The organism is Lysinibacillus sp. GW821-FHT14F06 (assembly GCF_058803665.1).
Genome location: NZ_JBXAPF010000007.1, coordinates 68,556 through 81,626, shown reverse-complemented (window position 1 = coordinate 81,626; position 13,071 = coordinate 68,556). Strand labels below are relative to the sequence as shown.

The following is a 13,071-nucleotide window of genomic DNA, read 5'->3' as shown; positions in this document are numbered from 1 at the left end:
TTATAGGCTTAATACACATTTTATGTCAACCAAATTTATGGAAATAATTTATTGGAATAATAATTGTTACAAAAACTTACAATGTCGTGCTAAATAGGAGGACGCAATTTTTGCAAAATGTCCTTTGATTCTAGGTAATAATTCGTACTGATCATCTTTTAATTAAAACAATTCTTTTCATTTTGACTAATATAGTTATCAAAAAGAAAATGATACATTACAATAAATTTGAGTTGGTTGAGATGAAAAGTAGATTGAAAGAGCTTCGTGTCAGAGATGGATTGAATCAGTCTGAACTAGCAAAACGAGCCAAGATATCGGGACAAACGGTTAGTTTAATTGAGCGTGAAGAGTATATGCCATCTCTATTAATAGCTGTACGAATAGCAAAAGTTTTTCAAGAGTCGATTGAAAATATCTTTATTTTTGAGGAGGAGGAGCTTTAATGAAGAAGATTGGAGTACCGCTAATATATCTAGTAATTCTTTTCTATATCCTAAAGAAATTTACGAGTGGTTATGATCAGCGAAGTGTAACACCGAATTTACTTTTTGCTGCGAATATTGTGAGTTTTATCTGTCTAACCATCGCAAACATATATAATGCTTACATAAAATATTTATCTGAACGCTCTGTATTAATCCAGGATAAGGACGATATTCAGCTTACTTTAGAACGTAAGTCTTATTCTGTCGTAATTTGGATACAAGTTTCCCTTTCAATATCATTTATCACCCTTTTAATAGGATTTTTATTGGTTCGTGATTCATACGCATCTATTGCTTTTTATGCTGCCGTATTATTCATCGTTTCCATTATAGCTTTGGGACTATCAATGTCTTTGATGCGTTTTACACATCCAGAATTTAAATTGCCTAATCCGACGTCGCCAACTTACCAACAAGAACTCTTTGATAGTTTTGATGACGGAGAAAAATATATGATGTTAAAAAGCCTATATAAATTATACTTTTTGATTATTGGAGCACTTGTACTATTAGCATTTGGATTAATGTATTACTCCGCGTTTACAGGTGACTCGCAATTAATTAGCATAATCGGAATTGGAGCTATTTTATTATTTGTACAAACCTATTATTCTATTAGTTTAAAGCCTAAAAGGATTTAATTATTGAGAAGCAGTTATATATCTTGAAAATCTGCATTATGTTTTGTATTTAGTACATTCGGAGAGGGGTTTTCCTCTCCGTTAGCTGAATCTAACAGCTCAATGTCTGAATCAAACCATTGTTCGATAAATTGTATTTGCTCTCTTATTTGCTCTTTTGTGTACTTTTCATCCTCAGATGTAACGACCCATTTTTCTTCTACATCATCATTTCTATGGACAATTGCGATAAGTTTACCTATAAATTCATCTATTGGACCCTTTATAGTATTTGAAAGGATATAGACATCTTGTTCCTCCCCGTCGCCACCAATTTTCCCAGGTATATAACCATAATTTAACGGATAGACATTATCGAAATCATCCTTATAGCCAATTGGCCGATCTACTTTTACTTTCAATTTTTGAAATTTCATCAACAATATATATCCTTTCTACACACGGCGCTAAAAAATTCGCCTTAATTGCTGAACCTTACCTATACAAAATCAGAGTAACCTATTGGGAGTGAAAGCGTCTAATTTGAAAATAGGGAGGAATTGCTTTGAAAAAAATAATATTAGTATGTATGGTAATCCTTATTTTAGCTAGTTGCGATACAGCTACAAATGACAACAAAAACAAACTAAATTCTGCAACTATTGAAGGTTATATAACAGCAGCAGAAGATGGCAGATACTTAGTTGTTAGTAATGAACCAATCTATTTAAATCATTCGAATCCCCAGTATGTGAATGCATTATGGGTTTCCACAACAAAAAAATTAGCAATAGGTGACTATGTGAAAGTATGGGCTGAGGCAGTTAATGAATCCTATCCAGGTCAAACAGGGACAGATAAAATCGAAATTATACCATCAAACTTAAATAGTACACTTTCTATAAATGAGGTCCTCTCTAAAGTAGCAGAAAATCTTGAGTACAACCCAATTATCACTAATATAAAGTTTGATGCAAAAAAGAGCATATGGACCCTGCATTATAAAATAGATATTGCTGCCAATGATACACTTGTCGGTATGGTTATTCAGGATCAAAAGCCTATCTCACTTGGGCAGCCCATTTATGAACAACCACCTCATCTAGAATTGGCTATTAACGAAGAAGAACAGCTCCCCTTATATCTCCAACAATATAGTTGGACATACACTGACATTAAAACAGGAGAGAAAAAGCAAACAGAACACGAAATACCGCTGTCGCATATACAAGCATCCTATAATGAAGCTATTACCCTTCAAAAGCCAGAAAAAGTAAAACTGATGGCTAATGGCTTGGATATACTTCACAGTGAAATTGTGTTTTTGGATAAGCAAATGAACAAGGTTGAAAGGATTATAAATGAAGACGGCACATATCCAATAGGCACGTATTATATGCATGTAAAAGTCCAGTTCGAACAAGGAACAGCGACTTATGTAGATACAATTCAATTTAAGTAATCCTCATTTAAATCTACATGTCTAGGATTGTACAAATTTTTAAAGGGAGACATTCTTGACTCCCTTTTTGATTCAAAATATTTCATCATGTATCAAGACTTCTGCCCCCGTCATTTTCCCAACGATCAATATCATCCCAACCTTCAGATGTACCTCCACCTCTAGAATGAGAGCCATTTTGTGCTTTGGAAATCCTCACTGACATGTTAAGCATCATCCTTTTATAGCATTTTATTTATACTATGTTTTGTACGATGGTTTAGTTCATAATCAAAAGGATTTTGCTAATATGCTCACATTACATAAAAAACCGCCATTGCACAAAAGAGGCACATAAAACTAAAAAAATTCATTTTTTTATAATAGAAATCAGTCTTTTTGTTAGATTTGAAAACTTAAAAAAGTCGATTTGTATCACATTTTTTATGGCAAATCGATCTTTTCAGTACCTCTGCAAAGGATGGGTATGCTTTAGTCAGAAATTATCATCACATTTTCAGCTACATACTTCTGATCACCTGTCATGGACGTTTCAATTAAATCAAAGGTGACTCTTTGCTTCTGACGAAGGTATCTAAAATGATCGGGAAATCGATCTTTATCCAAAAGAATAGAACTAAAATGAACAAAAACATGTACCCCTTCTTTGCCTTCAAGAAGGATCCGTCCATAGCCCTCTTCTTCTTTATACCATTCTACAATTCCCTCTCGTTTCAAATTAGCACACCTCCTTCTTTTTTATTTTCATAATAGCTCATAAGGTATTAGACCTTCCATCTACCCATAATCATTGTATGATAGTATTTGCCATCAGAAAGGCGTTTGTCATTTTTTAAAATACCTTCTACAGTAAAGCCCAGTTTTTCATAGAGTCTACTTGCTTTGTCATTTGTCTCTAAAACTTGTAAGGCTATTTTTTTTATATTGTTGGCATCTGCCCAATCTATCGATACTTGTAAGAGGTTCTTACCAATGCCATAGCCCCAAAATTCCTTAATAACACCTACACCAAATTCCACTTTATGTGCCAATCGTTTTAATGCTGATCCCTCGCATCTTGAAAATCCGATAATCCGGTTATCGACGACAGCTACTAAACATATATTGCTTGGGCTTTCTGTATCTATGCGGATAATCTGTTCAAATCCAGCTGTATCGATAAAGGCTTCTCCCTGCTCGCGATCAAAATTTTCCGTTTCTCCATCTAATTGTAGTCTTAGGTCTGATAATGCTTGTGCATCTGGAATAGTAGCGGATCTAATCGTGTAACGAAGACCATTTATATAAAATTCCTGTTGTTTGATAAGCATCATTGAATCCTCTCTTTTATGGAGTTTTTAAAGAAGTTAATTAGCTGGGTAGTGACAAACCGTTGATGCCAAATCGATTTGTGATGCTTTATAATTTGCTGGGCATTTATGATTTAAATAATAATCTCGTATTCCATAATTTTAGCAGTATTCTGAGCAACTTCAGAACCTAGTAATCTTTTCACGATATGAAATGACATATTGATACCTGCTGAAATTCCACCAGATGTAATTATATTGCCTTCATCTACAAATTTAACTTCCCGTTGTACTTCGACTTGTGGAAATTCTTTTTTTAACCTTTCAAGACTTGCCCAATGAGTCGTCGCCATTTTACCATTAAGTAAACCTGCCTTTGCTAATAGTAAAGCACCCGTACATACAGATGTCATGAGTTGCACCGTTTTCATTTGATTTGTAATCCAGTTTATTGCATTATCATTATTCATTTCTCGTTCCCTCGCACCTAGACCACCAGGTATAATTAAAATATCAAATCTAGGTACATTATCAAAACTGTAATCAGGCTGTACCTTTAACCCATTAGTAGCAATTACTAAGTCCCCTTTCTCTGATACTGTTTCTACGACAAATGGCTGCTGACCATTTTCTATTTCAGTGACAGAAAAGACTTCAAATGGCCCAGCAAAATCTAAAACCTCTACATCATCAAATAAAAAAATTCCTACTCTCCACTGTCTTTTATTCATATGAAGGTCCCCTTTTTTAATTTTTATCTTAGTTTACTTTACAGAAAAATCGCGCTAATTCTGTTCGATAATGAAACCTCTGATTGCCGTAGAAGCCTTTGGTAAAGCTCCCAACCTAGCTTGTCAAATGAACAACCCTCCAAACGGTAAACTGGATAATTAATCTTCACTTGGTTTGAGTGTGCTCAAGTATTTTTTGACTCAAATAAGTGTTTTGACTATCAACAATGACTAATGGTTGCTTCATTTGTTCTTCTATTAAGTTTCCGACTTTAATGTACTAATTGTACAGAAATCTTTCATTTATTGAAAGAAAATCAAAAAAAACGAAACAACCTAACATTGTGTTAATGTTAAGTTGCTTTCGCTAAGTATGTAAAACCATCTAATACACCTTCCTTATTAGATGGTAAATGATTCATTTAATATAATTTAAGGTATGTTTGACAGCCTGAACAGACTTGCTGAATGCCTGATGCTCCTCTTCGTTCAAGTGTAATTCAATAACACTTTCTATCCCATTCCCACCAAGAACAACTGGTACACCAATACAAGCATCGGTTACATGATATTCACCTTGTAAATAAGCGATAACGGGCATTACTTTTCTTTTATCTTTGATGATGGCCTCTATCATTTGGACAATTGATGCTGCTGGCGCATAATAAGCACTACCATTGCCAAGAAGTTCTACAATTTCGCCGCCACCTTTACGTGTCCGTTCCACTAATTGTTGGATTTGTGCTTTTGGTAGCATTTTTTCGAGCGGGATTCCACCGACATACGTATAGCGCACAAGTGGCACCATCTCATCTCCATGACCTCCCAAAACAAAGCTCGACACATCCTCTACTGCTAGCTGTAGAGCCTCTGCAATAAATGTATTAAAGCGAGCTGTATCTAAAATGCCTGATTGCCCCATAACACGATTTTTGGAGAAGCCTGTTGTTTGCAGACAAACATAGGTCATGGCATCGACAGGATTACTCAACACAATTACATAGCTGTTTGGGGCATAGTGCTTTACATTTTCGCTAACAGACCGAATAATCGAGGCATTTGTTGTAATCAGATCCTCCCGAGTCATTCCTGGCTTTCTAGCGATACCAGCTGTAATTACAACAATATCTGCCTGTGCAATTTCCTCATATCGCGCTGTACCTGCAATATGCACATTAAACTTTTCAATTGGGCCTGTCTGTAAAATATCTAGTGCCTTTCCCTTAGCTGGTTTTTCAAAATCTGGAATATCGACTAGAACGATATCTCCGATTTCTTTTTGAGCGACCATTAAAGCTACAGTGGCACCTGTATGACCAGCACCAATAATGGCGATCTTTGGTCGTTTAAATCCCATCTTCATCACTCCTCACAGTGATGCATTATCATATAGATACAGAGACCCTTAGATTATTCACTTTGAACATCTGTAGAAGAATTTTGGGCAGTTTCTTTTACTTGAGCTTTACTGCGGGAGGATGTTTTTGGTACTCTTTCCACCGTTTTTTCTACTTTTGGTTTTGCTTGGGAATGATCGATGATTGTTGTAAAAACATCGTCTGCTGCTCTTGGGATTACATGTGCACTTAATAATTTGCCAACGCGTGTAACCGCTGCTTTTCCTGCCTCTACTGCTGCCTGCACAGCTCCAACATCTCCCTCAACAATTACAGTCACAATACCGCCATCTATTAATTCATGCTTGACTAATTGGACATTCGAGGCCTTTAGCATAGCGTCCGCTGCCTCAATAGAGCCGACCATACCATATGTTTCAATCATACCAATCGCTTCTTTCATTGCTCTCACCTCACGATCCCTCTGTTGCATCAATTATGCCTACAATGATGGCATCAATTGGACAAATTGTTTCCTTTGAAAAGCTTCGAACAGCAGCACTGCCCATCGTTAAAATCACATCATCTCCAACGCCTGCACCAATTCGATCTGCCGCAACAATTTGCTCATCACCAAGTTGTCCATCTGTTTTTTTAGGTTGAATAATGAGTAATTTCAATCCCTGAAGCCCTTCTTCTTTACGTGTTGCCCATATATTCCCTACGACTGTACCTATACGCATGCATCATCATCCTTCATCTTTATACTGTATAGTAATCCCTAAAGTCACCACCGCATCCATTGCGAGTGCAGTAAATCTCGTGAATCGAGGAACAATAATTGTTTGTCCCTGATACGCTAATAAATCCTTTTCAGTAATTATTCTTTCATTAATTTCATTCGCCTGAACGGCAGTTGCTTTTTGGGAGGAATTATTCGTAAGCTCTTCGGCATTTTCTTTTAGTAAAGTACCTGTTGCACTAGATTTTAGAAAGCCAGCATTTGCTTCATCCGTATCAATATGCATCTCTAAACGATAGCGCTCTGAAACTCGTACTTTCACATGATGAAATGTCACAGGTCGGATACCCGAAGTTTTTATTGAAACATACTCTCCATCAAAAACGTTTAACCCGCTTGCTTCTTCTGGTGACATATGGATATGCGCCTGGGCAATAATGACACCCTCATGCAAATATAAACTGCCTTTTGGGCCAACTAACGTGCAGCTTGCTGATCCTGCAATATTGCCTGATTCTCTTATTGGTGGCTGAATGCCTAATGCAATAGCATCTGTATGGCTAACTTCAACCTGCGTTAAGGAACGAGCAGGGCCTAAAACACGGACATTTGAAATACTGCCCTTTGGACCAACAACCATTAACGTTTCATTAGCTGCGAACTGCCCTGGTTGGGACAGCATCTTTTTTGCTGTTAATTGCTCTCCCTTACCAAAGAGATGCTCCACATGCTCCTGTTTCAAATGGATATGTCTCGCTGAAATACCGATGGGAATGTCGTATTGTGTAATAGGCGCTTCCTGCTTTGTATGCAGTAATTCAGCAATGACCTCATTCACAATTTGCTCTATTGCTTGTTGATTCATCATTCCACCTCACTTCTAAGTCAACGGTAAAATCGCTTCTAACTCTGCATGTGGGCGTGGAATCACATGAACAGACAACAGTTCTCCTACCCGCTGTGCAGCTGCGGCTCCTGCATCAGTTGCTGCTTTTACTGCTCCTACATCTCCACGTACAAGGATTGTGACAATCCCCCCACCCACATGTACCTTACCAATGATATTAACATTTGCAGCCTTTACCATAGCATCTGCCGCCTCAATGGAGCCGACTAGCCCTTTTGTTTCAATCATTCCTAATGCACCAAAATTATTCATACTTCAATTCCCCCTACGTTATCAAAATGCTTCAGCATCTTCTGGTAATGTTTGTCCACCATCAATAATAATGGATTGTCCTGTAATAAAACCTGCTTCCTTGCTGCTGAGGAATAGTGCTGCATAGGCAATATCCTCAACACTGCCCAATCCACCGAATGGAATAGCCTTTGCCATCTTCTGCAAATATTCCTCTCCAAGACCATCTAATCCTTCTGTTGCAATATTGCCTGGAAGAACTGCATTAACGGTAATATTATAGTGTGCTAATTCAAGTGCTGCAGTTCGCATAAAACCAAGCTGTGCTGCTTTACTTGCTGCATAATGTGTCCACCCTGCATATCCTGTCACTGGACCTGTAATGGAGGAGGTAATAATGACTCTTCCATAATCCGCTTTCTTTAAATAAGGAGCACATGCTTTCACAGCGAACATCGTTCCTCGTGCATTAACATTTAACACATGATCCCATTGGTCTGTGCTCATATCCTCTAGCTTGACAGATGGAAAAATGCCAGCATTTGAGCATAAAATATCGATGGCACCATATTTACTAGCAACCTCTTGTGCCATATTTTCCACAGATTCATAGCTTTCTACATCGACAGCTGCCCCTGAAGCAGAGTAGCCTTGCATCTGTAGTTCAGATGCTAATTTTGTCGCATGCTCTAAGCCTCTTGCAGCAATAACAACATGAGCACCTTGCTTTGCAAACACTGTCGCAATGCCTTTACCAATTCCTTTACTTCCACCAGTAACAATAACAACCTTCCCAGATAAATCTACTTTCAAATCCATCTCCCACCTTTTCAAATGATTGTGTGATTACGTCGGTTTTTTAGCAATTTCCATCACTAAACCATTAACAGCATCTTCTGGGCGTAAAATAGTAGTAGAGGCAATCCATTGGTTAGCAGCTTTGGCCATTTTTGTACCAATTTCAATTGCTTCCCGAATTGCCTCCGTATCACCTTCAATAGCAATTGTTACAAGTGCTAAATCAATTGTTTCTTGTCGAAGCAATCTAATATTTGCTCCTTTTAACATGGCGTCTGCTATTTGAATAGAAATGGCAAGACCTCTCGTTTCCACAATACCAATCGATTTTGTCATGTAACAACACTCCTGCTAGTTTCTTAGAATACGAATGCCTTTCTCTTGAATCAGATCAAGGGCAAGTGGTGTGATCTTTGTATGCAACGGCAGTTTTAGCTGCTGCCCTTTGTATGATTTAATCATTTCCTCTGTAATAAAATCTGCTTGGATATCGTAATGAATGAGATCTTCCTTATCCTTGATATAAGGTATAAGCTGTGAGAATAACTGAAACTCACAGCCGAATACCTGTAAACTTTTCATGTGCTGCAGAAGCATTTTCATGTAAGTATTTGGTTCCTTCGTTGTAAAAACGACAGACATTTTTTCATCGGGGACTAATATAGCTGGCTCATCTTTCAGTAATAATTCAGTCAGGAACAAGGATGCCGGGGAATGAGGCAATCCTTGCGCACTGCTGACAATGAAAGACTGATCAACTTCAAGAAATACTGTTGCATCGTGAAACATTTGGGATGGGGTATCCACTTGCCACTCCTCCACTTGGAAATAGCTTTTTAATGTTTCAACCTGCCTATTTGAGATTGTTGTTTGGGGATGAACAATCAGTACTCTTTTATTTGTGTTCACAATAGTAGATACCACTTCTTGAATAAGTCGTTGTAACGCTTGCATATCCATTTATGTCACCCCATTTTTATGAGCTTTCCAGTTTGATCAGCAACGATAGATGCCGCATTGGCCTCATCTGTATCAATATGCATCTCTAGTCTGAAATTTGGTGACACACGAACAACTACATTCATAATTTGAATTTGGCGAACCTCATTCGTGATTTCTACCTTCACAATTTCTTGATCCGTTACATTGAATGAAGCTGCCTCTGTTTCGGACATATGAATATGAGCTTGTGCAATAATAAGCCCGTTATCTTTATGCAATATTCCATGTGTTCCTATTAATATAATTGGTGAAGATCTTTCTAAATCACCTGACATACGAATAGGCGGGGAAACACCTAGCTTTATTGCATCCGTTTGGCTTATTTCAATTTGTGTATCCTGACGGAACGGTCCTAATACCCGAACCTTGTCAATTTGACCTCTAGGACCTTTAATAGTAATAACTTGCTCTGCAGCGTATTGGCCGGGCTGGGAAAGCTCCTTCCATACTTTTAATTGAGCATTTGCGCCAAATAAATGAAAGAAATCCTCTTCACTGACATGACAATGGCGAGCTGATACAGCAATGGGGATCGCACCAGCTGCAGAATTAGACACAAGCGTTTGATGGTTTGTCATCCAAACACCTCCAATTCTTATTTCGGTAAAATGGCTAATAGTTCTGAATGCGGACGTGGAATCACATGCACAGATAACAATTCGCCAACACGACGTGCAGCCTCAGAGCCTGCATCTGTTGCAGCTTTAACGGCTCCAACATCTCCCGTTACTAAAACTGTGACAATTCCTCCACCAACATGTACTTTACCAACAATATTAACGTTTGCAGCTTTCACCATAGCATCTGCTGCTTCAATAGACCCAATTAACCCTCTAGTTTCAATCATTCCTAATGCTCCATTAATTTCAACACTCATTTAAAATTCCTCCTCTAGACACTTAATTTGGTAACGATTTCTTCTACTATTTTTTGAATCATAGCTGTATTCAATTGTGCTTCTTCATTTACCTGAAATGAAGGGGATGTTTCTTGTATATTTTTTGGATGCTGTGGCTTCGGAATCGAAAGTTCCTTGATGCCATAAGCAACACGTTTTTTATTGATTAAATGACGAGCTGAAATATTATCACTTGTAATATTTCCACCATATGCCCCACAGCCTAATGTAAAGGAAGGCATTAAGCTTGTAGTACCACCAGCAGCACCAACAGACGCTAATGTATTAACTAAAATTCTAGACACTGGCATTTGTGTAGCAAACTCTTTGACAAAGCGCTCGTCTTGAGCATGAATTGCTAAACTATGCCCCCTACCGCCAACATCTAGTAATTGTTGACAAATTGTTACTGCCTCCTCATGAGAATTAGCAGTATACAGTCCTAAAATCGGTGATAGCTTCTCCATGGAAAATGGATATTCTTTTCCTATTAGATGCTCCTCAGCCACTAATACTCTTGTAGATGAAGGAACATCAATATTCGCCATTTTGGCGATGACTGTAGCTGGTTTGCCCACAATTTTGCTATTGAGTGTACGTGGGACAGGAGAAATAACTTTTGCTAATTTTTCCTTGTCTTCTCCTTTTAGAAGCACAGCTCCATTGTTAGCTAAAGCTGTCAGTACTTGATCCTTTACATCTTGATGGACTACAATCGCCTGCTCCGTTGCACAGATAGTAGAATTATCAAAAGACTTACTATCCATAATTTGCTGTACAGCACGAGCTATATTTGCCGTGCGATCAATGTACGCAGGGACATTTCCTGGTCCAACACCATAAGCAGGTTTACCTGAGCTATAGGCAGCCTTCACCAGCCCTGATCCTCCAGTCGCTAAAATTAACTGTACGTCTTTATGTTGCATTAATGCCTCTGTTCCTTTTAATGTTGGATGGGCAATCCATTGAATCAATCCCTCCGGAGCACCTGCACGAATAGCTGCCTGATGACATATTTTTAATGCCTCAATCGTACAGTTGACAGCTGTTGGATGGGGACTGAAGACAATTGCATTTTGAGCTTTCAGGGCAATTAGTGTTTTATAAATTGCGGTAGCAGTTGGATTTGTAACAGGCGATACTGCTGCAATAACCCCATATGGATAAGCAATTTCTACCTGCTGTGTCACATAGTCCTCCTGTACAATACCGATTGTTTTTTCATCGCGTATTGATTCATAGACACCTTTTGAAGCGAGCTCATTTTTTATTTTCTTATGCTCAATGACACCCATCTGCGTTTCTGTAACAGCTAATATTGCCAGATTCTCTGCTTGCTCAAAGGCTGCCTGAGCGATTGCTTCGATAATTCCATCGACCTGTTCTTGCGAAAAGCTAGAATACTTTTTTTGTGCACTAGATGCTGCTATAACAGCATCCCTTGCCTCTTGAATAGATAGTAAATCTTGATCCTTAATCATTCGACCACCCTCCCATCATGAAAACTTTTTAATGGCGATTAAGTCGTTTGTCGGAGACGGTGCTGATTTAGAGACAACGAATGCTTGTTGCTGATGTAAGCTATCCCAATTTTGCAGCTCTTGTGAAGATAAAGCCTCATATACACTAGTAGCAACGACAGGCTGTTGAGACGTATTCACGCTTGAATTCATCGGGTGAAATGACTGCCATTCTTGCAGCTCGCCTTGTGTTAGGCCTTGATAGCTACCATCCGATTGAGAAGTTTGTGAAATTTTCTCCATTACTAACTCAGTAATTTTTGCAATCAATTGATGGTCCATATAATCACTCCTTTTTTACAAACATAGCTACTAATGATTCATCATAGGATTCAATGATTTTCGTAGCATCTGGTAGATAATCTTTCGGATAAACTTCCTTTGGGATAATGCCGACAGAAAATAGCATGCCTGCGTTTTTTGCAAAAAGCATATCAGCATTGGAATCACCAATCATCACTGTCCGTTCAAGTGGCACATGATAGCGTTCCCTTGCTATATAAGCCAAATCTGGAAATGGCTTGCTATAGACTGCTTGATCGCTCCCTAAAACAAATTCAAATTGCTCTAGAATACCTAGCTGTTTAAGATGAATCTCCGCTCGAGCAGTTAAATCGGCTGTGATAACGCCTAATTTTATCCCACTATTTTTTAATGCCATTAATAGCTGTCGAATACCTGGTAGTTCTTTTACCGTTACATGCTCTTGTTGAGTAGTAGCTGAACTTGATGCAGCTCTTGCTAGTGTCACGCCCTTACTCCATGCTATTCCTTCCTGATAGAGTAAATAGGCGACAATCGTTTCTGCTTCTTGTATACTTCCAATGGCTAATGGACTTGTTGGATCAATGGAGCGACCATTGTCTTTTACACCTATATTTTTTAAAAACGCCTGTAATGTAAACCTAACTTCAAAATCCGAATTTTCAGTTAAATGAAGGTAAAAATTTGTGGCCCATGCTATCCATAAAGAATCCATTTCAATAATGGTTCCATCCTTATCAAAAATAATCCAATCTACTTGATTCATTGGGGGACACATCCTT

General features: G+C 38.1%; 19 protein-coding genes and 1 pseudogene. 3 read left to right on the top strand and 17 right to left on the bottom strand.

Translation table 11 applies throughout. The annotated features are described in order from the left end of the window. Positions 1 to 242: 242 nt before the first annotated feature. Both AC1RNS_RS08705 and AC1RNS_RS08700 read left to right on the top strand, forming a co-directional pair. Positions 243 to 446 carry a helix-turn-helix transcriptional regulator gene (locus AC1RNS_RS08705; protein ID WP_492991956.1) on the top strand — a complete coding sequence of 68 codons (204 nt, stop codon included), beginning with the start codon at positions 243 to 245 and terminating at the stop codon, positions 444 to 446. Further along, positions 446 to 1,129, top strand: coding sequence for a DUF3169 family protein (locus AC1RNS_RS08700; RefSeq protein ID WP_492991954.1), 684 nt, complete (start codon positions 446 to 448; stop codon positions 1,127 to 1,129). The genes AC1RNS_RS08705 and AC1RNS_RS08700 overlap by 1 nt, the downstream gene beginning before the upstream one ends. Positions 1,130 to 1,221: 92 nt before the next feature. Here AC1RNS_RS08700 and AC1RNS_RS08695 read toward each other — a convergent pair. Beyond that, positions 1,222 to 1,545: pseudogene (locus AC1RNS_RS08695) on the bottom strand (inorganic diphosphatase); the annotation flags it as partial. A gap of 128 nt (positions 1,546 to 1,673) precedes the next feature. Here AC1RNS_RS08695 and AC1RNS_RS08690 point away from each other — a divergent pair. Next, the gene (locus tag AC1RNS_RS08690; protein WP_492991953.1) at positions 1,674 to 2,570 is read left to right on the top strand and encodes a DUF3221 domain-containing protein; all 897 of its coding nucleotides are present in this window, start codon (positions 1,674 to 1,676) and stop codon (positions 2,568 to 2,570) included. A gap of 471 nt (positions 2,571 to 3,041) precedes the next feature. Here AC1RNS_RS08690 and AC1RNS_RS08685 read toward each other — a convergent pair whose 3' ends face one another. The 16 genes from AC1RNS_RS08685 to AC1RNS_RS08610 form a co-directional block, all read right to left on the bottom strand. Beyond that, positions 3,042 to 3,287 carry a cold-shock protein gene (locus AC1RNS_RS08685; RefSeq protein ID WP_492991952.1) on the bottom strand — a complete coding sequence of 82 codons (246 nt, stop codon included), beginning with the start codon at positions 3,285 to 3,287 and terminating at the stop codon, positions 3,042 to 3,044. Between the two features lie 47 nt (positions 3,288 to 3,334). After that, the gene (locus tag AC1RNS_RS08680; protein ID WP_492992131.1) at positions 3,335 to 3,880 is read right to left on the bottom strand and encodes a GNAT family N-acetyltransferase; all 546 of its coding nucleotides are present in this window, start codon (positions 3,878 to 3,880) and stop codon (positions 3,335 to 3,337) included. 113 nt (positions 3,881 to 3,993) lie between these two features. Further along, positions 3,994 to 4,590, bottom strand: a complete 597-nt coding sequence (locus AC1RNS_RS08675; RefSeq protein ID WP_492991950.1) for a DJ-1/PfpI family protein — start codon at positions 4,588 to 4,590, stop codon at positions 3,994 to 3,996. A 418-nt stretch (positions 4,591 to 5,008) separates the two neighbouring features. Beyond that, positions 5,009 to 5,947, bottom strand: a complete 939-nt coding sequence (gene mdh / locus AC1RNS_RS08670; protein WP_492991948.1) for a malate dehydrogenase — start codon at positions 5,945 to 5,947, stop codon at positions 5,009 to 5,011. A 53-nt stretch (positions 5,948 to 6,000) separates the two neighbouring features. Continuing rightward, positions 6,001 to 6,390: a BMC domain-containing protein gene (locus tag AC1RNS_RS08665; RefSeq protein ID WP_492991945.1), complete on the bottom strand. Its 390-nt coding sequence runs from the start codon at positions 6,388 to 6,390 to the stop codon at positions 6,001 to 6,003. A 10-nt stretch (positions 6,391 to 6,400) separates the two neighbouring features. Continuing rightward, the gene (locus tag AC1RNS_RS08660; RefSeq protein ID WP_054771700.1) at positions 6,401 to 6,670 is read right to left on the bottom strand and encodes a EutN/CcmL family microcompartment protein; all 270 of its coding nucleotides are present in this window, start codon (positions 6,668 to 6,670) and stop codon (positions 6,401 to 6,403) included. Positions 6,671 to 6,676: 6 nt separating this feature from the next. Further along, positions 6,677 to 7,537 (bottom strand): phosphate propanoyltransferase, encoded by an 861-nt coding sequence (locus AC1RNS_RS08655; protein ID WP_492991943.1) that lies wholly within the window; start codon positions 7,535 to 7,537, stop codon positions 6,677 to 6,679. 12 nt (positions 7,538 to 7,549) lie between these two features. Then, a complete protein-coding gene (locus tag AC1RNS_RS08650; RefSeq protein ID WP_492991941.1) occupies positions 7,550 to 7,828 on the bottom strand; it encodes a BMC domain-containing protein in 279 nt (92 codons plus the stop codon). Between the two features lie 21 nt (positions 7,829 to 7,849). After that, positions 7,850 to 8,620: a 3-oxoacyl-ACP reductase FabG gene (fabG, locus tag AC1RNS_RS08645; protein WP_427537913.1), complete on the bottom strand. Its 771-nt coding sequence runs from the start codon at positions 8,618 to 8,620 to the stop codon at positions 7,850 to 7,852. Positions 8,621 to 8,653: 33 nt separating this feature from the next. After that, positions 8,654 to 8,941, bottom strand: coding sequence for a BMC domain-containing protein (locus AC1RNS_RS08640; protein ID WP_427537910.1), 288 nt, complete (start codon positions 8,939 to 8,941; stop codon positions 8,654 to 8,656). A gap of 15 nt (positions 8,942 to 8,956) precedes the next feature. Further along, entirely contained in the window at positions 8,957 to 9,565 is a 609-nt protein-coding gene (locus tag AC1RNS_RS08635; protein ID WP_492991939.1) for a hypothetical protein, read from the bottom strand. Positions 9,566 to 9,570: 5 nt separating this feature from the next. Continuing rightward, on the bottom strand, positions 9,571 to 10,185 hold the full coding sequence (pduL, locus tag AC1RNS_RS08630; protein WP_492991937.1) for a phosphate propanoyltransferase: 615 nt from the start codon (positions 10,183 to 10,185) through the stop codon (positions 9,571 to 9,573). 17 nt (positions 10,186 to 10,202) lie between these two features. Continuing rightward, a complete protein-coding gene (locus AC1RNS_RS08625) occupies positions 10,203 to 10,484 on the bottom strand; it encodes a BMC domain-containing protein (RefSeq protein ID WP_053995836.1) in 282 nt (93 codons plus the stop codon). Positions 10,485 to 10,498: 14 nt separating this feature from the next. Then, positions 10,499 to 11,986 (bottom strand): aldehyde dehydrogenase family protein, encoded by a 1,488-nt coding sequence (locus tag AC1RNS_RS08620; RefSeq protein ID WP_492991935.1) that lies wholly within the window; start codon positions 11,984 to 11,986, stop codon positions 10,499 to 10,501. A gap of 15 nt (positions 11,987 to 12,001) precedes the next feature. Next, complete coding sequence (locus AC1RNS_RS08615; RefSeq protein ID WP_492991933.1) at positions 12,002 to 12,307, bottom strand: hypothetical protein; 306 nt, start codon at positions 12,305 to 12,307, stop codon at positions 12,002 to 12,004. Between the two features lie 4 nt (positions 12,308 to 12,311). After that, positions 12,312 to 13,055: an HAD family hydrolase gene (locus AC1RNS_RS08610; protein ID WP_492991931.1), complete on the bottom strand. Its 744-nt coding sequence runs from the start codon at positions 13,053 to 13,055 to the stop codon at positions 12,312 to 12,314. Positions 13,056 to 13,071: the final 16 nt, after the last annotated feature.

Excerpts from the sequence above, each read along its gene's own strand:
- AC1RNS_RS08615 (WP_492991933.1), bottom strand. The coding sequence starts at position 12,307 with ATGGACCATCAATTGATTGCAAAAATTACTGAGTTAGTAATGGAGAAA.
- AC1RNS_RS08650 (WP_492991941.1), bottom strand. The coding sequence starts at position 7,828 with ATGAATAATTTTGGTGCATTAGGAATGATTGAAACAAAAGGGCTAGTC.
- AC1RNS_RS08655 (WP_492991943.1), bottom strand. The coding sequence starts at position 7,537 with ATGATGAATCAACAAGCAATAGAGCAAATTGTGAATGAGGTCATTGCT.
- AC1RNS_RS08700 (WP_492991954.1), top strand. The coding sequence starts at position 446 with ATGAAGAAGATTGGAGTACCGCTAATATATCTAGTAATTCTTTTCTAT.
- AC1RNS_RS08705 (WP_492991956.1), top strand. The coding sequence starts at position 243 with ATGAAAAGTAGATTGAAAGAGCTTCGTGTCAGAGATGGATTGAATCAG.
- AC1RNS_RS08620 (WP_492991935.1), bottom strand. The coding sequence starts at position 11,986 with ATGATTAAGGATCAAGATTTACTATCTATTCAAGAGGCAAGGGATGCT.
- pduL (WP_492991937.1), bottom strand. The coding sequence starts at position 10,185 with ATGACAAACCATCAAACGCTTGTGTCTAATTCTGCAGCTGGTGCGATC.
- AC1RNS_RS08635 (WP_492991939.1), bottom strand. The coding sequence starts at position 9,565 with ATGGATATGCAAGCGTTACAACGACTTATTCAAGAAGTGGTATCTACT.
- AC1RNS_RS08625 (WP_053995836.1), bottom strand. The coding sequence starts at position 10,484 with ATGAGTGTTGAAATTAATGGAGCATTAGGAATGATTGAAACTAGAGGG.
- AC1RNS_RS08660 (WP_054771700.1), bottom strand. The coding sequence starts at position 6,670 with ATGCGTATAGGTACAGTCGTAGGGAATATATGGGCAACACGTAAAGAA.
- AC1RNS_RS08610 (WP_492991931.1), bottom strand. The coding sequence starts at position 13,055 with ATGAATCAAGTAGATTGGATTATTTTTGATAAGGATGGAACCATTATT.
- AC1RNS_RS08640 (WP_427537910.1), bottom strand. The coding sequence starts at position 8,941 with ATGACAAAATCGATTGGTATTGTGGAAACGAGAGGTCTTGCCATTTCT.
- mdh (WP_492991948.1), bottom strand. The coding sequence starts at position 5,947 with ATGGGATTTAAACGACCAAAGATCGCCATTATTGGTGCTGGTCATACA.
- AC1RNS_RS08680 (WP_492992131.1), bottom strand. The coding sequence starts at position 3,880 with ATGCTTATCAAACAACAGGAATTTTATATAAATGGTCTTCGTTACACG.
- AC1RNS_RS08665 (WP_492991945.1), bottom strand. The coding sequence starts at position 6,390 with ATGAAAGAAGCGATTGGTATGATTGAAACATATGGTATGGTCGGCTCT.
- AC1RNS_RS08675 (WP_492991950.1), bottom strand. The coding sequence starts at position 4,590 with ATGAATAAAAGACAGTGGAGAGTAGGAATTTTTTTATTTGATGATGTA.